Source organism: Sphingopyxis sp. Q841, assembly GCF_052384365.1.
GTDB lineage: Bacteria > Pseudomonadota > Alphaproteobacteria > Sphingomonadales > Sphingomonadaceae > Sphingopyxis > Sphingopyxis terrae_A.
The window spans coordinates 24,796-43,759 of sequence record NZ_JBQSUM010000002.1 but is presented as its reverse complement, the minus strand read 5'-3'; the positions used below and the strand labels follow the sequence as shown (position 1 = coordinate 43,759).

Below are 18,964 nucleotides of genomic sequence, written 5' to 3'. Positions count from 1 at the left end.
TCTCTTCCGGCCGCGCGCTGCGCGGCTCAGCCAGTTTCGGAGCATTTCATGGCCGCCCAATATAGTTTCGTGATGAAGGGTCTGACCAAGACCTATCCCGGCGCGCAAAAGCCGGTGCTCAACGGCATCAATTTGCAATTCTATTCGGATGCGAAGATCGGCATCGTCGGGCCCAACGGCACCGGCAAGTCGACGCTGATGAAAGTCATGGCGGGCATCGATACCGATTTCACCGGCGAAGCGTGGCCGGGCGAGGGGATTACCCTCGGCTATCTGGCGCAGGAACCCGAACTCGATCCGACGAAGACGGTGAAGGAAAATGTCATGGACGGCGTCCGCCCCGTCGCCGACATGCTCGACCGCTTCAACGAGATCAGCGCGCTGATGGCCGATCCGCCCGAGGATGCCGATTTCGACGCGCTGATGACCGAAATGGGCGAGTTGCAGGAAAAGATCGACGCGGTCGACGGCTGGACGCTCGACAACCAGCTTGAAATCGCGATGGAAGCCCTGCGTTGTCCGCCGGGCGACTGGGGCGTCGAAAGCCTGTCGGGCGGTGAAAAGCGCCGTATTGCGCTGACGCGCCTGCTGCTCGAAAAGCCATCGATCCTGCTGCTCGACGAACCGACCAACCACCTCGACGCCGAAAGCGTTGCCTGGCTCGAAAAGCATCTCGTTGATTATCCGGGCAACGTCATCCTCGTCACCCACGATCGCTACTTCCTCGACAATGTCGTGAACTGGATCCTCGAACTCGATCGCGGTCGCTATTTCCCCTATGAGGGCAATTATTCGACCTATCTGGAAAAGAAGGCGAAGCGCCTCGAACAGGAATCGCGCGAGGAAGCGGGCCGCCAGAAGGCGATCCGGGACGAACTCGAATGGATCCGGCAGTCGCCCAAGGCACGCCAGGCCAAGTCGAAGGCACGTATCAAGAGCTTCGACCAGCTCGTTGAAGCGCAGGAGAACCGCACCCCCGGCAAGGCGCAGATCGTCATTCAGGTGCCCGAACGTCTGGGCGGCAAGGTGATCGAGGTTCACAATGTCTCCAAGGCCTATGGCGACAAGCTATTGTTCGAAGATCTGTCCTTCACCCTGCCGCCGGGCGGCATCGTCGGCGTCATCGGGCCGAACGGCGCGGGTAAGTCGACGCTGTTCAAGCTCATCACGGGTCAGGAAACCCCCGACAGCGGCGAGGTCGTGATCGGTGACACCGTGCGCCTCGGCTATGTCGACCAGAGCCGCGATGCGCTCGACCCCAATAAGAATGTCTGGGAAGAAATCTCGGGCGGGCACGAACTGATGACGATCGGCAAGCATCAGATGCAGACCCGCGCCTATGTCGGCGCCTTCAACTTCAAGGGCGGCGACCAGCAGAAGAAGGTCGGCATGTTGTCGGGCGGCGAACGCAACCGCGTTCATATGGCCAAGATGCTGAAGGAGGGCGGCAACGTCCTTCTGCTCGACGAACCGACCAACGACCTCGACACCGAAACGCTCGCGGCGCTTGAAGAAGCGCTCGAAAATTTCGCCGGCTGCGCCGTGGTCATCAGCCACGACCGCTTCTTCCTCGACCGTCTGGCGACCCACATCCTGGCGTTCGAGGGCAACAGCCACGTCGAATGGTTCGAAGGCAATTTCGAAGCCTATGAGGAGGACAAGATCCGCCGCCTCGGCGACGAAGCGACGCGCCCGCACGCGACGACCTACAAGAAGCTGTCGCGCTAAAAATCGTGGCGGGGGAGGCGCCTATCTCGGCGAGCGCGATCCGCATGGATGCGGACGCGCTCAACGCCTTCATGGCCGAAGCCTTCCCCCACTCCGAACCGGGGTCGCGTGGCCATGTCGTTGCGGCCGCGCCGGGCCATATCCAGGCGCGCATCGATCCCAACGACAAGGCGCTGCGCCCCGGCGGGCTGATTTCCGGCCCGACGCAGATGGGCTTTGCCGATATGGCCGCCTACGCCCTCGTCCTCGCCCATATCGGCCCCGTCGCGATGGCGGTGACGAGCGCGCTCAACTATCAGTTCCTGCGCCCGTGCCGACCGGGCCCGGTCATGGCCGACGCCTATATGCTGCGCCTTGGCAAGCGGCTCGCGGTGATGGATGTCCGCGTGTGGACCGACGATCCCGACAAGCCGGTCGGACAGGCGAACGTGACCTACGCCATTCCCTAGGCGGGCGTGCATCCTGGCAAATGGCCGGTTACGACCAATTGTTGCCGCTTAAGGCGAATTGTTCGGCCGCCATTGCAGACATTGTCGAGGTATGAGATTAGCAGCTATGGGCGCTCTCTATTCCATCACATTCGACCCGAGAAGCGGCAGACCTATTCCCCCTATGTGGTGGAAACTCGTTCCGTTCTTTACAGTTCAGGCTTGGGTTGTGGCCGCCCTGATGGCATTTGCGGTCGGCCTAGCCATTCGTGATGGCCAGACAGATTGGATCGTCGGGCCGTCTGTCGCCGGGGTGGCGGTATTGCTGTTCACTTATTGGCACCGAGCGTGCATTGCCCGAGCAAAGCTTCACTTTGCCGATCTGATTGCGAGATACGAATCTGCGCTGTCACAATAAGGTGATGTCAGCTTTGGCGGTCCGATTATTCCATAGCTGCCGGTCGCCTTCCCACCCCAAAGCCGCCACCTGGCGCCCGGAATTTAGCCCTCCGATGGCGCCGCTGTTGCTTTCTGCTTCGTCGGCATCATCCGCTTCGACAGCCCATGATAGAGGCGGGTGGGGCAGACCTGCGCGCTTGTCCAGTCGGCGATCAGCGCCGTCGCGAACAGCGACAGGATCACGCCGCGCGCGGCGGTCGCCTCGATCAGGATGATGACGGCGGTCAGCGGCGCGCGCACGACCCCGACGAAATAGGCGACCATGCCCATCATCACCACCGCGCCGGTCGGGCTATCGGGGAAGGCGGGCGTCAACAAATTGCCGAACCCGGCGCCGACCGCGAGCGAGGGCGCGAAAATGCCGCCCGGCGCGCCGCTCAACGTCGAGGCGAGCGCGGTCACGAACTTGGCGGGAAAGAACCACAGCTTGCCGTGGTTGCCTTCGACCAGGAATTTGGTGACGTCGTAGCCGGTGCCCCACGTCGCGCCGCCGGTCGCGATGCTCACCCCCGCGACGACGAGGCCGCAAACGGCTGCGAAAAGGATCGGGCGCGCCGCCGCCTTGCGCGCCCAGCCGGCGGACCGGTCGCTCGCCGCCAGCACGATCCGCGCAAAGAGCCCGCCGGCCAGGCCGCCGCCGATCCCCGCGATTGGCGCGATCAACAGCACGTCGGCCACGGGGAGCGTTTCGCGCATCGCGCCGAAATAGACATAGTCGCCCGCCACCGACAGGCTGACGAGACCGGCGATCATCACCGCCCCCATCGTCAGCACCGCGACGCGCTGTTCATAGGCGGATGCGAGTTCCTCGATTGCGAAAGCGATCCCGGCGAGCGGCGTGTTGAAGGCTGCGGCGACCCCCGCGGCACCGCCGGCGATGAACACCCCGGCGGAAATGCGGACCTTGAGCAGCCGATGCATCGCGACCATGATCGCCGCGCTGACCTGAACCGTCGGCCCCTCGCGTCCCACCGATCCGCCCGCGGCGAGCGTCGTCAGCGTCAGCGCAAGCTTGGCAAAGGCGGTCTTGAGCGACACCAGCGGGCCGTCGGCCGCCTGATCGGGATAGCGACCCGCCGCGATGATCTGCGGAATGCCCGACCCGCGCGCGTCGGGGACATAGCGGTTGGTCAACCAAACGATCAGCGCGAATACCGATGGCGTGATGAGCAGCGGCAACCACCAGGCGACCGCCGATATCTGAAAGATCAGCCGCTGAACCTTGTCGCCCGCCGCTGCAAAGACGAGGGCAACGAAGCCGAGCAGCAGCGCCCCGCCCACCATCGCGACGCGCCGCCGGATATCGACGACCTCGCTGCGCGCGCGCCGGCCGGCGCGCAACTGCCACAGACGCATCCAGCGCGGCAGGTTGGGCTTGGAGAGCATGGCGCGCCTGTTGGACCCCCGCGCGGGGGAGCGCAACCCCTGGCGGGGTCAGGCGGGCGAAAATTCTCCAGTTTTTTCATCGAGAATGTGGAGAACGCCGTCGCTGATCGCAAAAAAGGCGCCGCGCAGCCGCAACGTGCCGCGCTTTTCCTTCTCCTCGATGCACGGGAAGGTGCGCAGATTGTCGAGGCTGACCTTCACCCCCGCCATCTCCATCGCACGGCCCGCTACGCGATTGTCATAGTCGGGATGCGCCGCACGCACGTCGGCGCTCGCATCGTCGAGCAGCGCGATCCAGTCGGCGATGAAACCGCCGCGGCCCGGTTCGGCACCCTCCATCGTCCGGTGCAGCGCCGCGTGGCAGCCGCCGCACATCCCGTGGCCCATCACGACAATTTCCTCGACCTTCAGAAACTGCACCGCAAATTCGAGCGCGGCCGATACGCCGTGACGGCCCGGCGTCGTTTCAAAGGGCGGGACGAGCGCGGCGACATTGCGCACGACGAATATCTCGCCCGGATTGGTGTCGAATATCTGCGACGGTTCGACGCGGCTGTCCGAACAGGCGATCACCATCACCTTCGGCGACTGGCCCTCGGCCAATTCATCCCACCGGTCGCGCTGTTGCTGCCAGCCGGTGGCGCGGAAACGGCGATAGCCGTCGATCAGTTCTGCAAAGCGAGTCATGACGCGCGCTTTAGCACAGGATGGACGGTTGAGAAGATGTGCGTGTGCGCCTATGTGGGCGCCATGAACGCTCCGCTGCAAAAACCGTCCGATCGCGCCCGCAAACCCGACTGGATTCGCGTCAAGGCGCCGACCAGCCCCGGCTATGCCGAAACACGCAAGCTGATGCGCGATCTCAATCTGCATACGGTGTGCGAGGAAGCGGCCTGCCCGAACATCGGCGAATGCTGGACCAAAAAGCACGCGACGGTGATGATCCTCGGCGATACCTGCACGCGCGCCTGCGCCTTCTGCAACGTCAAGACCGGCATGCCGCGCCCCGTCGATCTGCTCGAACCCGAACATACGGCGGCCGCGGCGGCGAAGATGGGGCTGACCCATATCGTGATCACCTCGGTCGACCGCGACGACTTGCCCGATGGCGGCGCCAGCCAGTTCGTCAAGGTGATCGAGGCGCTGCGCCGCGAAACGCCGCAGACGACGATCGAGATTCTGACCCCCGATTTCCGCAACAAGCCCGACGATGCCGTCGCCGCGATCGTCGATGCGCGGCCGGACGTCTACAATCACAATCTGGAGACGGTTCCGCGGCTCTATCCGACGATCCGTCCCGGCGCGCGCTATTATGCGTCGCTCCGCTTGCTCGAAAGCGTCAAGCGCCGCGATCCGTCGATCTTCACCAAATCGGGCATCATGCTCGGGCTCGGCGAAGAGCGGATGGAAGTGCATCAGGTGATGGACGACATGCGCAGCGCCGACATCGACTTCATGACGATGGGGCAATATCTCCAGCCGACCCCCAAGCATACGAAGGTGATCGACTTCGTGACGCCGCAGGCGTTCGATGCCTATGCCCAGATCGCCCGCGCCAAGGGCTTCCTGCAGGTCGCTTCTTCGCCGCTGACGCGGTCGAGCTATCATGCGGGCGACGATTTCGCGAAGATGCGCGCCGCGCGCGAAGCCCAGCTCGCGCGCGCCAAGGCGGACTGACGCCGCATTGCCGAGGCATCACGAAACGCGCGAGCTGCCCTATAGCGCCGAACAGATGTTCGCGCTCGTGACCGATGTCGCGCGCTATCCCGAATTTCTGCCGTGGGTGGTCGCGCTGCGTGTCCGCGCCGACAGCGATCGCGAGGCGGTGGCCGACATGATCGTCGGCTTCAAGGGATTGCGCGAAAGCTTTTCATGCCGCGTCCACAAGCGCGCGCCCGACAAGGTGGTCGTCGATTATATCGACGGCCCGATGCGCCACCTCAACAATGAATGGCATTTCACGCCGCTCGACGGCGGCGGGTGCAAGGTCGACTTCATGGTCGATTTCTCGTTCCGCAGCCGCGTCTTCGAGGCGCTGGCCGGGCAGATGTTCGACAAGGCGCTCCGTAAGATGATCGCGGCGTTCGAAATGCGCGCCGATGCGCTTTACGGTGCGGGAAGCGTGACATCCTCCGACGGACGCAGCGCGTCCTTGTCGGGCTGAAGCAGGTCGAGCGCGAACATCGTCGCGTGATGGCGGATCGTCGCGCGATCGGTCGAATCGAACTGCACCCGCTGGGTGAAATAATCATCGGGATCCTGGCCGCGCAGCGCGCGCGCAAACACGACGATGCCCACCGGTTTCTTATCCGATCCGCCGCCGGGACCCGCGATGCCGGTGATCGATACCGCAACGTCGGCATCGCTGTTCGCCAGCACGCCCGCGGCCATCGCCCAGGCGGTCGCCAGCGACACCTCACCGAAGGTTTCCAGAATTTCGCTACTGACGTCGAGCTGGCGCTTCTTGGCGTCGGCCGAATAGGTAATGAATCCGGCGCTGAAGACATCGGAACTACCGGGAATGTCAGTGAGCGCCACCGACACCATGCCGCCGGTGCAGCTTTCGGCGATGGCAACGCGGCGCCCCGCCGCGCGATTGGCGGCAAGAACGGACGTGGCGGCTTCTTCGCGCGCGGTCTGGCGCGTTTCGACGGCGGACGGCAAGGTTCAATTCTCCGGAAGTTCTAAAGTCGCGATGGCCTGTGCGGCGATCCCTTCGCGGCGGCCCGTAAAGCCCAGCCGCTCGGTGGTTGTTGCCTTCACACTAATGGTTTCAATCGAAATCGCAAGAATTTCGGACAGGCGCGCGCGGATCGCGGCGCGATGCGGGCCGATTTTCGGCGCTTCGGCGATGATCGTCAGATCGACATGGGCGATCCGTCCGCCCCGGGCCGCGACCCGTTCGGCGGCAAAGGCCAGGAAGCGCCATGACGCCGCCCCGCGCCATTGCGGATCGCTCGGCGGGAAATGGTCCCCGATATCGCCATCGGCCAGCGCGCCGAGGATCGCGTCGGTCAGCGCGTGGAGCGCGACATCGGCATCGCTATGCCCTTCAAGCCCATGGCTATGCGCGATTTCAATCCCGCCGATCCACAGCGGCTTGTCGGGAACAAGGCGGTGAACGTCATAACCCATGCCGACGGCTGTACGCATCGCGGCTTTGCCTCCTCCGAGCAGGGCGGACAGAATGATGAGATCGTCGGCATAGGTCAATTTGTGCAGCCGCGCGTCGCCCGGAACCGTTGCCACAGCATGACCAAGCCGGCGGACGAGTTGCGCATCGTCGGTCGCCGCCTCGTCGCCGGCACCCGCGTGAGCACGGCGCAGCGCACCGAGCCGGAAGGCCTGCGGCGTCTGGACGCGCGCGAGTCGGCTGCGGTCGGTGACGTCACCCGCCACCCCGTCAACCCCGGTTATCAGCGTATCGGGAACGGGCAGCGTCGGCGTCGCCGCGACAGCCCCCTCCGCAACGGCGGCGAGCAGCCGGTCGATTACCGCCGCCGAAACGCCGGGGCGCGCCGCATCATGGACGAGGAGGATCGCATCGTCGCTCCAGTCGGCCAGTGCGCCCAGCGCATTCGCGACCGACTGCTGGCGTTCGATGCCCGGCGCAGCGGTCGTCCAGCTGGCGGGCAGGGGGCCTGCCGCCGCCACGACGTCATCATCGCCGACGAGCACGCCCGCACCGATGGCCGGGTGCGCGGCGAACGCATCGAGGCTCCAGCGCAGCACGGATTTGCCGCCGATCGGGACAAGCTGCTTGGGACGCCCAAAGCCCGCGCGCGCGCCGACGCCGCCGGCGAGCAGCACGACAGCGACGGAGCCGGACGGCAGGGGCGCGGAGTCGGTCATGACGCGCGCCGGTTAGCGCAGCCGCGGCTTGCGGAAAAGCGCCTTAGCGTGTAGTGGCTGCACAAAATTTAGGCAATTCCAACGAAAGCTCCCCGTTATGGCGCCGCTCCGGCCCATCCAGATCGGCAATATCACCATCGCGGATCCCGTGATCCTCGCGCCGATGACAGGCGTCACTGATCTGCCGTTCCGCAAGATCGTCCGCTATTACGGATCAGGGCTCAACGTCACGGAGATGATCGCGAGCCAGGCCGCGATCCGTGAGACGCGGCAATCGATCCAGAAAGCTGCCTGGGATCCGGTCGAGGAACCCGTTTCGATGCAGCTTGTCGGCTGCACGCCTTATGAAATGGGCGAGGCCGCGAAGCTCAATGAAGAGCGCGGCGCGGCGATCATCGACATCAACATGGGCTGTCCGGTGCGCAAGGTCACCAACGGCGATGCCGGATCGGCGCTGATGCGCGATCTCAAGCTGGCTGCGGCGCTGATCGAAGCCTGCGTCAAGGCGGTCAGCGTGCCGGTGACGGTCAAGATGCGCATGGGCTGGGACCATGACAGCCTCAACGCCCCCGAACTCGCGCATATCGCAGAGGATCTCGGCGCGAAACTGGTGACCGTCCACGGCCGCACACGCAACCAGATGTATAGCGGCAGCGCCGACTGGGCCTTCGTGCGCCGGGTCAAGGATGCAGTATCGATCCCGGTGATCGTCAATGGCGACATCTGTTCGGTCGACGATGCGCGCTCCGCGCTCGATCAGAGCGGCGCCGATGGCGTGATGATCGGCCGCGGCGCCTATGGCCGGCCGTGGTTGCTGGGGCAGGTGATGGCGGCGCTGCGCGGCGAGGGCGAGCGCCCCGACCCTGGCATCGATGAACAATATGACGTCATTACATCGCATTATCGGGCGATGATCGACCATTACGGCGAAATGACCGGCGTCAATATGGCGCGCAAGCATCTCGGCTGGTATGTAAAGGGGCTCCACGGTTCGGCGGAATTCCGCAACCGCGTCAACCAGATCCCCGACAGCAAGGGCGTACTCGATGCGCTCGAGGAATTTTACGCGCCCTATCTGAGCAAGGCGGCTGCGTGAGCGCGTTGACGTCGAGCATCCCGACGTTCGACCATGACGAAATCATCCAGTCGCATCCGGTCGCGACGCTGCTGATCGACCGCGGGGCCGTCGTCCTGTTTGTCAACGCGGCCGCCGAACAGCTTTGCAATATCAGCCGCTCGGCGATGGTCGGGCGCGTCGTCTATGACGTCATCGGCATGGACCGCGGCTATCGTCAGCGCATGAACGATCCCGACACCTCGGCATTGTTCGCCCATCGCGCCGAAATCCGCATCGGCGGCGGCAAGTCGATCTTCGTCGATATGCAGATGGTGCCCTATGGCAGCAACGGGCACCGCATCCTCGCGCTCGTTCCGTCGCAAAGCGAAGCCGAACTGATGGGCGGCGCGATCGGACGGTCGGGCCGTGCGGCGGGGGCCGCCGCTTCGATGCTGGCACACGAAATCAAGAATCCGCTCGCCGGGATCAAGGGCGCCGCGCAGCTTCTCGCGCGCAAGACCGATGCAAGCGGCGAACGCTTCACGACGCTGATCTGCGCCGAGGTCGACCGGATCACGACGCTGATCGACCAGATGGAGCATTTTTCGCGCGGGCAGCCGATCGCCTGCACGCCGATCAACCTCTATCAGCCGATCCATCAAGCGCTGGAGGCGGTGCGCGCGCGGCAATTGCCCGGGGTCCGCTTTTCAGAGGATTTCGACCCTTCGCTGCCGATGGTGCAGGGCAACCATGACGCCATGGTCCAAATATTGCTGAACCTCGTCACCAATGCCGGCGAGGCGCTCGGCGGGCGTGACGATGGCGTCATCCGCATCGCCACCGCCTATCGCCACGGCCTGTCGATCGACAATGGCGACGGTCGCGGCCGCATTGCGCTGCCGATCGAGGTCAGCGTCAGCGATAATGGCCCCGGCGTGCCCGCCGACATCCGCGACGACCTGTTCGACCCGTTCGTGACGACGAAGCGCGAGGGCAGGGGACTCGGTCTCGCGCTCGTCGCGAAGCTCGCGCGCGACATGGGCGGCACCGTCCAGCATGTCCGCGATGGCGAGTGGACGCGCTTTCGCGTTAATCTGCCCGCCGCACAGTCATCGGCGCGCAAGGAGCCGCGGCCATGACCACCGACAAGACGATCCTGCTGGTCGAGGACGATCCCGCGATCTCGCTCATCATCCGCGAGACGCTGGATGACGAATGCGCCCTGCTCGCCGCGGTCGGCAGCATCGCCGAGCGTAATGCCTGGCTCGCCGATCATCGCCCCGACCTCATCATCACCGACGTCGTCCTGCCCGACGGCGACGGCATCGATTCGCTGCCCGGCGCGGGCGTGGCGCCCGAAACACCGGTGATCGTTCTCTCGGCGCAGAACACGCTCGACACCGCGGTCCGCGCGCAGGGGATCGGCAGCTACGACTATCTGCCCAAGCCCTTCGATCTCGAGGAGTTGACCGCCAGCGTCCGCGCCGCCCTGGCACGGGGCCGGCAACCGCTCGGCAAGGTCGACGCGGCCGAAACCGACAGCCACGGGCTGATCGGCCGCGCCCCGGCGATGCAGGCGGTATATCGCACCATCGCGCGGCTCGCCTCGAACGACCTTGCTGTCCTGATCCTCGGCGAATCGGGGACGGGCAAGGAGGTCGTCGCGCGCGCGATCCATGCGACGGGCCTGCGCCGCAATGGCCCCTTCGTCGCGATCAACATGGCCGCGATCCCGCGCGAACTGATCGAGGCCGAATTGTTCGGTCACGAAAAGGGCGCCTTCACCGGCGCACACAGCCGCAGCGCCGGGCGGTTCGAACAGGCGTCGGGCGGCACCCTGTTCCTCGACGAAATCGGCGACATGCCGCTCGAGGCACAGACGCGGCTGCTGCGCGTCCTGCAAACCAACGAATATTCGACCGTCGGCGGCAGTCAGGCGCTGAAAGCCGATGTCCGCGTCGTCGCCGCGACCCACCGCGAGATGCGCAGCCTCGTCGCCGAGGGGCGCTTCCGCGAAGATCTTTTCTATCGCCTCAACGTCATTCCGGTCAGCCTGCCGCCACTCCGCGACCGGCGCAGCGACATCGCCGCGCTCGTCCGCCATTTTGTCGAGACAGGGCGCCAGTCGGGGCTGCCCGACCGCGAATTCGCGCCCGAGGCGATGCAGTTGCTCGAACGCCACGACTGGCCAGGCAATGTTCGCGAACTCGGCAATGTGGTCCAGCGTCTCGCCATTCTGGCGCGCGACACCGTCGTCACCGCCCGCGATGTCGAGACAGTGCTGCGCGAAAGCGGCGGCATGGCGCCCGCCTTCACCGCGCCGGCGGACCTGATCGCGCACGCGGTCGACGATTGGGTGCGCGAACGGCTGGCGGGCACCGACGGCGACGGCGCCATCCACAGCGACCTAGAAGCCATCGTCGAGGCGGCGTTGTTCCGCCGCGTGCTGCGCGAAGTACGCGGCAACCAGCTCGAGGCAGCCCGACGGCTCGGGATCAACCGCAACACGCTGCGCAAGCGATTGGGGCAACTCGACATCGATCCGGCGCATCCCTAGGCGCCGCATCGCACGTGCTCCCGTTGACCGGAAAAGCACACTTATCGGCGCGCCGGCGCATATTGTGTGTTTTCTATGCAACAGGATTGTCGTATCGCAGCCACAATGACGCAGCCTTTCCCCTCGGCTCTTGACGGCGAACCCGGTGATACGGACGCGCGGAGCGGCTGGTGGCGGTTCGGCGCGCCCGAATATTATACGCTCGCCCTGATCGCGAGTGTTGCGATCGGCACCTATATCTTCGTCACCGGCGACGCGCAGAGCGAGCGGTTGCTGACCCCGGCGCTCGTCGCGGCAATCATGGTCGCCAACCTCGTTCCCGCGATGGCGCTCATCGTCCTGATCGGCAGCCGCGTGGCCCGTGCGCGCGCCGAACGGACGATGAGCGGCGGCAATGGGCGGCTGCACGTACGCCTCGTCGCGCTCTTTTCGCTGATCGCGGCAACGCCGACATTGCTGGTGGTGATATTCGCTTCGCTGCTGTTCCAGTTCGGGGTCGATTTCTGGTTCTCGGACCGCTCGCGCGGCATGTTCGAAAACGCGGCCAATCTTGCCGAAGGCTATTATCAGGAGAACCAACGACAGGTCGGGGCCAACACATATGCCATGGCGACCGACCTCGGTAAGCAACTGACCCAGTTTCCCGTCGATAGTCCCGGCTTCTATAATTACTATCTGCAACAGGTCGTGGTGCGCAGCCTCAATGAGTCGGCGATTATCGAAGTCGGAAAGGACGGGGTCGTCCGGACCGCCGCAGCCATCGATCCCGACAAGCGCGCGGCCGAGAGTCGCCTGACGCCGACCATGGTGAACCGCCTCAAGGCGGGTGAGGATGTCGTCGTTGTCCGTCAGGCCGACCGCGTCGAGGCAGCCGCCCGCTTGCCGGGAACGGAGAGTGCCTACGTCTATGCGTCTCGCGACGCCAATGTGCCGGGCTTTCAGCAATCCGCGCGGGCGGGGGCCGTGCTTGCCGACTATAACGACCTGTTCCAGCGATCGCAGCAGCTCCAGTTGCAGTTCAACGGCGCGCTCTATCTCGGTTCGCTTCTGTTGCTGGCGCTGGCGGTGGTGGCCGCGATCGTCGTCGCGGACCGCATCACGCGGCCGCTCGGCACCCTGATCGGCGCGACGCGCACCGCGGCGGGCGGGGATCTGTCGGTGCGCGTCACGCCGCCGGCCCGCGACGACGAGATTGCCGTGCTGACGCGCGCCTTCAACCGCATGACCGAGCAGCTCGAGGGGCAGACGAGCGCGCTCGTCAACGTCAATGAGCAGCTCGAAACGCGGCGCAGCTTCATCGAAGCAGTGCTGAGCGGCGTCTCATCGGCGGTCGTCTCGGTCGATGCGCAGCATCGCATTCTTCTCGCCAACGCCGCCGCCGAAAGCCTGATCGGGCAAAGCGCCGAAACCTTGACCGGGCAACCGCTCGGCGATGTCGCGCCCGAACTGGCCGCGCTCCTGAGCGGCGGGGAGCAGGAAGGGATCGTTCAGCTGGCCCGCCGCGATGCCGAACCCGCGACGCTCGCGGCGAAGGCGGTCGCGCAAGGCGACGGCTTCGTGCTGAGCTTCGAGGATATAACCCAGCAATTGCTCGATCAGCGCCGCGCCGCCTGGTCTGACGTCGCGCGCCGCATTGCGCATGAAATCAAGAATCCACTGACCCCGATTCAGCTCGCCGCCGAACGATTGCAGCGCCGCTTCGGCGAAAAGATCGAGGGCGATGCCGCCACTTTCCGCAAATTGACCGACACGATCGTACGGCAGGTTCACGATATGCGCCGCATGGTCGACGAATTTTCCAGCTTTGCACGGATGCCGAAGCCGACCTTCGGGGTCGAGGATATCCGCGACATCCTGCGCCAGGCGGTGTTCCTGTTCGAGGTAGCGAAGCCCGACATCATATTCAGCGTCAAGACGCCGAACGAGATCGAGCCGCTCGTCTGCGACCGCCGCCTGCTATCGCAAGCGCTGACGAACATCGTCAAAAATGCTGTTGAAGCCATCGAGGAAAATACGAAAAAATCGGATGGCCCGGTTTCGGGCCATATCCGCGCCGAACTCGACATCGGCCCGCAGGATGCGGTGGTCATCCGCGTCACCGATGATGGCATCGGGCTGCCCGAGGCGCGCGACGCGATCGCCGAACCCTATATGACCACGCGGCAGGGCGGGACGGGGCTCGGCCTTGCGATCGTCAAGAAGATCGTCGAGCAACATTATGGCGAGCTTGAATTTTCGGACAATCCGGAAGGGCGGGGGACGCAGGTCACGTTGACGCTGCACGCCGATCGCCTGCGGCCATTGGCTGGCAAGGGCGGGGGAGTTCCAACAGGGCAGATCGAATCGGTGCCGGGGCGCATCAGAAACCGGCAGGACAGAGAAGAACATGGCGCTTGATATTTTGATCGTCGACGACGAACGCGACATTTGCGAACTGGTCGCCGGCGTCATGGAAGACGAAGGCTATGAAGCGCGGACCGCCTCCGACAGCGATGCCGCACTCGAAGCGATCCGCCAGCGGCGCCCGTCGCTCGCGCTGGTCGACGTGTGGCTGCAGGGGTCGCGGCTCGACGGATTGGGGCTGGTCGAGGCGATCAAGGAATTCGACCCGACGCTGCCGATCATCGTCATTTCGGGCCATGGCGGTCTCGACACCGCCGTCGCGGCGATCCGCCGCGGCGCCTACGACTTCATCGAAAAGCCGTTCGAGGCCGAGCGTCTGTTGCACCTCGTCGCGCGCGCGACCGAAAGCGAGCGGCTGAAGTTCGAATATGAACAGCTTCGCGAAAAGGCCGGTCCCGCCGACGAACTCACGGGCAGCAGCACCGCGATCAACAATGTCCGCGCGACACTGAAACGCGTGGCGGGAACCGGCAGCCGGGTGCTCGTCACCGGCGCTCCCGGCGTCGGCAAGGAGGTTGCGGCGCGCGTCCTCCATGGCTGGAGCGGGCGACAGAATGCGCCGTTCCGCGTCATCTCGTCGGCCCGGATGGACCCCGAAACGGTCGAGATCGAATTGTTCGGGTCGGAAAGCGACGACGGGGCGATCCGCGTCGGTCTGCTCGAACAGGCGCATGGCGGGACGCTCTTCCTCGACGAAGTCGCCGACATGCCGCTGACGACGCAGGGCAAGATCTTGCGCGTCCTGACCGACCAGAGCTTCACGCGTGTCGGTGGGCGAACGATGATCCGCGTCGATGTGCGCATCATTTCGGGCACCGCGCGCGACTTGATGAGCGAAATCGCCGAAGGGCGCTTTCGCGAAGATCTCTATTACCGGCTCAATGTCGTGCCCGTGCATATTCCGCCGCTGCGCGAGCGGCGCGACGATATTGCAAGCCTCTGCGACCATTTCGTCGGCCGTTATGCCGCCGAACGGCGCGTGCCGCCGCCCGAGATCAGCTCGGAGGCGATGGCGGCGCTCCAGGCGCATGAATGGCCCGGCAATGTGCGCGAATTGCGCAACGTGATCGAGCGGGTGATGATCCTCGCGCCGAGCGATCGGCTCGGCCGGATCGATGCCGATATGCTGCCTTCGGAGCTGGTCCGCGGCGGCACCGACATCCTGCCCAACAGCGAATCGATCACCGCGATTCCGCTCAAGGAGGCGCGCGAGAATTTCGAACGCGAATATCTGCGCATCCAGATCAACCGTTTCTCGGGAAATATCTCGCGCACCGCAGCCTTTATCGGGATGGAGCGTTCGGCTCTCCATAGAAAGCTGAAGCTGTTGGGATTGACCGAGAATCAGGACGGCGAAGGGTAGTGGCTTTACCCTAGACCTGATCCGCTCTTTGCCGCATATTGCGGCTGCGAAGACGACAAGGGGCTCATCGTCGGCGCATCGAACCCGCGGCTCGGCCGCCAAAAACAGGAGGCAAATGTGTCCGATAAAAACCAGAATCTTCAGGATCTTTTTCTCAACGCTCTGCGTCGCAGCAAGACCCCGGTGACGATGTTTCTCGTCAAGGGCGTGAAGCTGCAGGGAATAATCACCTGGTTCGACAATTTCTCGCTCTTGCTCCGCCGCGACGGCCAGTCGCAGCTCGTGTACAAGCACGCGATCTCGACGATCATGCCGTCGCATGATTTCGACCTGGCCTCGCTCGGCGCCGATGTGCGCGAAGTTCCCACCGCCAAGGGCAAGGCGCTTCAGGACGTTTTCCTGAATGCGGTGCGCCGTTCCGAAGAGTCGGTGACGATGTTCCTTGTCAACGGCGTCATGCTGCAGGGCGATATCGTCGCCTTCGATCTGTTCTGCATGCTGCTCGAACGCGAACGCCAGGTGCAGCTTGTCTACAAGCACGCCATTTCGACGGTTCAGCCCAACGGCCCGATCAATCTGACCGACAATGGCGAAGCCGACGGCGACGCCTGATCGACCCGATGTCCGATAGCGCCGAAGAGGTAACGCGCGGTGCGCCCGCGCTGCTTGTCGTGCCCGAATGGCACGGCCAGCGCCTGTCGCGCGATCTCGACGCGCGCGTTGAGGAAGCAAAGGGGCTCGCGGTCGCGATCGGGCTCAAGGTGATGGCAGCGCATCCGCTGCGCCTCCGCCAGACGCGCGCGGCAACGCTGATCGGCGTCGGTCAGATCGAGGCTATCAAGCCCGCGATTGCGGCGCACGACGTGCAACTTGTCATCGTCGACGCCGCGCTGACCGCGATCCAGCAGCGCAATCTGGAAACCGCCTTCGGAACGAAGGTGATCGATCGCACCGGCCTGATCCTCGAGATATTCGGCGAGCGCGCCGCGACCGCCGAGGGGCGGTTGCAGGTCGAACTAGCGCATCTCGACTATCAGGCGGGACGGCTGGTGCGAAGCTGGACCCACCTCGAGCGCCAGCGCGGCGGCTTCGGCTTCCTCGGCGGCCCCGGCGAGACGCAGATCGAGGCCGACCGCCGGATGATCCGCAATCGTATGGCGCGCATCCGCCGCCAGCTCGACGATGCGCGGCGCACGCGCCAACTCCAACGCGCCAAGCGGCAGCGGGCACCTTGGCCCGTCGTCGCGCTCGTCGGCTATACCAACGCCGGAAAATCGACGCTTTTCAATCGCCTGACGGGAAGCGACGTCATGGCGGAAGATATGCTGTTCGCGACGCTCGATCCGACGATGCGCGAAATCCGCCTGCCGGGGATTGACAAGGCAATCCTCTCCGACACGGTCGGCTTCGTCTCCGACCTTCCGACCGAACTCGTCGCCGCCTTCCGCGCAACGCTAGAGGAAGTGACGACGGCCGATCTGATCGTCCATGTCCGCGACATCGTCCATCCCGACAGCGACGCGCAATATGACGACGTCAAGGCGATCCTCGACTCGCTCGGGGTCAATGGGCCGCAGGACGGGGAAGGGGAGGACGCCGCCGACCCGATTCCGCAGATCGAAATCTGGAACAAGATCGACACTGCGGGGCCCGAGCGGCGCGCCGAGATCGTCGAGATTGCCGCACGGCGCAGCGACGTCGCGGTCATTTCGGCCTTCACGGGTGAGGGCGTCGAGGCGGCGCGGACGCTGATGGCGGCGCGGCTAACCGAAGGCCACGAAATACAGCAGATTTTTCTTGGCTTTGACGAAGGGGAGGCGCTTGCCTGGCTCCACGCCCGTGGCGAAGTCCTTGATAACAGGGCAGAGGGTGAGGGGCATGTGCTCACCGTTCGGCTCGATCCCGCCGATCAGGCCCGCTTCCGCCGCGTCTGGCCGGCTAAGGGGCTTCCGAAGCCTTGACCGCCTGCCAATGCGCTTCGAGCGCATCGAGCGGCATATGCGCCATGTCGGCGCCAGCGCGTGCTTCGACGGCCATGAAGCGGCGCGCGAACTTGGCGTTGGCGTCACGGAGTGCGCTTTCGGCATCGACGCCGAGGTGCCGCGCATAGTTCACCACCGCGAAGAGCAGGTCGCCGACTTCCTCCGCCCGCGCTGCGTCGTCAGGGGCCGTTTCGACTTCTTCCAGTTCTTCGGCGATCTTGGCGCGCGGTCCGTCGGCATCGGGCCAGTCAAATCCCGCCCGCGCAGCGCGGCCTTGCAGCTTTTGCGCGCGCAGGAGCGCCGGCAGTGACAACGCCACGCCGTCGAGCACGCTTTTGGCGCCGTCGGCGCTGCGCTCGGCCGCCTTGATCTGTTCCCATTGCTGGCGAACGTCATGCGTCGTTGCATCGCCGAAGATATGCGGGTGGCGCCGTTCCATCTTGTCGCTGATCGCATTGGCGACGTCGTCGAACCCGAACAGGCCTTTGTCGGTAGCGATCTGGGCATGAAAAACGACCTGGAGCAGCAAATCTCCAAGCTCGTCGCAAATCGCATCGGGCGATCCGGAGGCTATGGCGTCGGCAACCTCATAGGCTTCCTCGATCGTGTAAGGTGAGATCGTTGTGAAGTCCTGCGCCAAATCCCACTCACACCCACCATCGGGATTGCGCAACTGACGCATGATCGCGAGCAGTCGATCGATGGGGGACAGCGAAGGCGTATTCGACATAAGATTATCCGATAATATATATTATGTTAAATTCAATATAACGGGGAGGCCCGTTTGCCCCCCTCTCGTTGAATTGTCAGGCAAAAAGCCCCCACGTCCGGACGACGAGAAATACGAGCGCAAAGATCGCCACCCACGCGAGCGCCATCTTCAGCCCGTCGGCCAGATTGAGCCGTCTGGCCGCGAGCGAGCTCAAGACCAGCGCAAAGGCCCCGACGAACCAGATCATCTGCACCGTGGTATCGCCGTTCACAATTCCACCTCCAGCCCGTCGTACCCAGGCTCGACGCCGTCAGGCAGCTCGCCGGCCAGATCGTCATAATCCATCGTATTGTCCATATGCGTGATAATGGCCCGCGGCTGGCCGACCTTGGCGAGCCCTTCGAGCGTCATCGCGAGATGCGGATGCGTGGGGTGCGGATAGCGGCGGAGCGCGTCGATCACGAACAAGTCGACCCCCTGGAAGAAATCGACCATTTCCTCCGTAAATCGTGAAAAATCCGTCGCGTATCCGATCTTGTGCGCACCGTCGCTGAAGATCAGGCCGCTGGCCTTTATCGGGCCGTGCGGCATTTCGAGTGCCGATACTTCGATCGGTCCGATCCACTGATGATCGGCCAGTTCGATCGGATCGACCGATGCCGGATAGCCTGCGTTGCCGGCAAAGGCATAGGTGAAGCGCCATTTCAGAATATCCAGAACATGCGCGCGGGCGTAGGCCGGCACGGCCGAACCGCGCAGATGCATGATCTGACGCAAATCGTCGAGGCCGTGCGTATGATCGGCATGTTCGTGGGTCCATATCACCCCATCGACCTCGCCGATCCCGGCGTCGAGCAGCTGCAGGCGCATGTCGGGGCTGGTATCGACGATCAGCCGGTATCCGCCGAGCGAAATCATGATCGAGGCCCGGCTGCGCAGGTTCCGCGGATTGTCGGGGTCGCATTGCCCCCAGTCGTTACCGATCCGCGGTACCCCGGAAGAGGTACCGCACCCTAGAATGCGAACCTTCATGGCGC

The 18,964-nt window shown here is 64.5% G+C and carries 19 protein-coding genes; 12 read left to right on the top strand and 7 right to left on the bottom strand.

Going from position 1 to position 18,964, the window contains the following annotated elements; all coding sequences use genetic code 11:
* Window positions 1-48 precede the first annotated feature (48 nt).
* From ettA to ACT17R_RS10585, 3 genes are all read left to right on the top strand, one after another.
* Window positions 49-1,728, top strand: a complete 1,680-nt coding sequence (ettA, locus tag ACT17R_RS10595) for an energy-dependent translational throttle protein EttA (protein WP_003051732.1) — start codon at window positions 49-51, stop codon at window positions 1,726-1,728.
* Between the two features lie 5 nt (window positions 1,729-1,733).
* A complete protein-coding gene (locus ACT17R_RS10590) occupies window positions 1,734-2,177 on the top strand; it encodes a PaaI family thioesterase (RefSeq protein ID WP_003051729.1) in 444 nt (147 codons plus the stop codon).
* Between the two features lie 106 nt (window positions 2,178-2,283).
* On the top strand, window positions 2,284-2,574 hold the full coding sequence (locus ACT17R_RS10585; RefSeq protein ID WP_202988283.1) for a hypothetical protein: 291 nt from the start codon (window positions 2,284-2,286) through the stop codon (window positions 2,572-2,574).
* A gap of 83 nt (window positions 2,575-2,657) precedes the next feature.
* On the opposite strand, the gene ACT17R_RS10580 is transcribed toward ACT17R_RS10585, so the two are convergent.
* Window positions 2,658-4,001, bottom strand: coding sequence for a chloride channel protein (locus tag ACT17R_RS10580; RefSeq protein ID WP_062902433.1), 1,344 nt, complete (start codon window positions 3,999-4,001; stop codon window positions 2,658-2,660).
* Between the two features lie 48 nt (window positions 4,002-4,049).
* A complete protein-coding gene (locus tag ACT17R_RS10575; RefSeq protein ID WP_003051719.1) occupies window positions 4,050-4,688 on the bottom strand; it encodes a carbonic anhydrase in 639 nt (212 codons plus the stop codon).
* Window positions 4,689-4,724: 36 nt separating this feature from the next.
* Here ACT17R_RS10575 and lipA point away from each other — a divergent pair, with 36 nt between their 5' ends.
* Together lipA and ACT17R_RS10565 are read left to right on the top strand one after the other, a co-directional pair.
* Entirely contained in the window at window positions 4,725-5,678 is a 954-nt protein-coding gene (gene lipA / locus ACT17R_RS10570) for a lipoyl synthase (protein WP_003051716.1), read from the top strand.
* A gap of 7 nt (window positions 5,679-5,685) precedes the next feature.
* Window positions 5,686-6,165: a type II toxin-antitoxin system RatA family toxin gene (locus ACT17R_RS10565; protein ID WP_062902435.1), complete on the top strand. Its 480-nt coding sequence runs from the start codon at window positions 5,686-5,688 to the stop codon at window positions 6,163-6,165.
* Here the strand turns inward: ACT17R_RS10565 and ACT17R_RS10560 are convergent.
* Window positions 6,108-6,665: a CinA family protein gene (locus tag ACT17R_RS10560; RefSeq protein ID WP_040590758.1), complete on the bottom strand. Its 558-nt coding sequence runs from the start codon at window positions 6,663-6,665 to the stop codon at window positions 6,108-6,110. The genes ACT17R_RS10565 and ACT17R_RS10560 overlap by 58 nt on opposite strands.
* Window positions 6,666-6,668: 3 nt before the next feature.
* On the bottom strand, window positions 6,669-7,853 hold the full coding sequence (gene ispF, locus ACT17R_RS10555; RefSeq protein WP_444809419.1) for a 2-C-methyl-D-erythritol 2,4-cyclodiphosphate synthase: 1,185 nt from the start codon (window positions 7,851-7,853) through the stop codon (window positions 6,669-6,671).
* A gap of 97 nt (window positions 7,854-7,950) precedes the next feature.
* Here ispF and dusB point away from each other — a divergent pair, with 97 nt between their 5' ends.
* The 7 genes from dusB to hflX all read left to right on the top strand — a co-directional run bounded on the left by dusB (window position 7,951) and on the right by hflX (window position 17,194).
* Window positions 7,951-8,949, top strand: a complete 999-nt coding sequence (dusB, locus tag ACT17R_RS10550; protein WP_444809418.1) for a tRNA dihydrouridine synthase DusB — start codon at window positions 7,951-7,953, stop codon at window positions 8,947-8,949.
* Window positions 8,946-10,049 (top strand): two-component system sensor histidine kinase NtrB, encoded by a 1,104-nt coding sequence (locus ACT17R_RS10545; protein WP_062902438.1) that lies wholly within the window; start codon window positions 8,946-8,948, stop codon window positions 10,047-10,049. The genes dusB and ACT17R_RS10545 overlap by 4 nt, the downstream gene beginning before the upstream one ends.
* The gene (locus ACT17R_RS10540; RefSeq protein WP_444809417.1) at window positions 10,046-11,467 is read left to right on the top strand and encodes a sigma 54-interacting transcriptional regulator; all 1,422 of its coding nucleotides are present in this window, start codon (window positions 10,046-10,048) and stop codon (window positions 11,465-11,467) included. The genes ACT17R_RS10545 and ACT17R_RS10540 overlap by 4 nt, the downstream gene beginning before the upstream one ends.
* 105 nt (window positions 11,468-11,572) lie before the next feature.
* Window positions 11,573-13,864, top strand: a complete 2,292-nt coding sequence (locus tag ACT17R_RS10535; RefSeq protein WP_234178973.1) for a sensor histidine kinase — start codon at window positions 11,573-11,575, stop codon at window positions 13,862-13,864.
* Window positions 13,854-15,233 carry a nitrogen assimilation response regulator NtrX gene (gene ntrX / locus ACT17R_RS10530; RefSeq protein WP_003051693.1) on the top strand — a complete coding sequence of 460 codons (1,380 nt, stop codon included), beginning with the start codon at window positions 13,854-13,856 and terminating at the stop codon, window positions 15,231-15,233. Before ACT17R_RS10535 ends, ntrX begins: the two co-directional genes overlap by 11 nt.
* A gap of 117 nt (window positions 15,234-15,350) precedes the next feature.
* The gene (gene hfq, locus ACT17R_RS10525; RefSeq protein ID WP_003051691.1) at window positions 15,351-15,845 is read left to right on the top strand and encodes an RNA chaperone Hfq; all 495 of its coding nucleotides are present in this window, start codon (window positions 15,351-15,353) and stop codon (window positions 15,843-15,845) included.
* An 8-nt stretch (window positions 15,846-15,853) separates the two neighbouring features.
* Window positions 15,854-17,194 carry a GTPase HflX gene (gene hflX, locus ACT17R_RS10520; protein ID WP_444809416.1) on the top strand — a complete coding sequence of 447 codons (1,341 nt, stop codon included), beginning with the start codon at window positions 15,854-15,856 and terminating at the stop codon, window positions 17,192-17,194.
* On the opposite strand, the gene mazG is transcribed toward hflX, so the two are convergent.
* The 3 genes from mazG to ACT17R_RS10505 form a co-directional block, all read right to left on the bottom strand.
* On the bottom strand, window positions 17,172-17,945 hold the full coding sequence (gene mazG, locus ACT17R_RS10515; RefSeq protein ID WP_234178971.1) for a nucleoside triphosphate pyrophosphohydrolase: 774 nt from the start codon (window positions 17,943-17,945) through the stop codon (window positions 17,172-17,174). The two genes, hflX and mazG, sit on opposite strands and share 23 nt — an antisense overlap.
* 76 nt (window positions 17,946-18,021) lie before the next feature.
* Window positions 18,022-18,198: a hypothetical protein gene (locus ACT17R_RS10510; protein ID WP_217373591.1), complete on the bottom strand. Its 177-nt coding sequence runs from the start codon at window positions 18,196-18,198 to the stop codon at window positions 18,022-18,024.
* Window positions 18,195-18,959, bottom strand: coding sequence for an MBL fold metallo-hydrolase (locus ACT17R_RS10505; protein WP_062902442.1), 765 nt, complete (start codon window positions 18,957-18,959; stop codon window positions 18,195-18,197). Before ACT17R_RS10505 ends, ACT17R_RS10510 begins: the two co-directional genes overlap by 4 nt.
* Window positions 18,960-18,964: the final 5 nt, after the last annotated feature.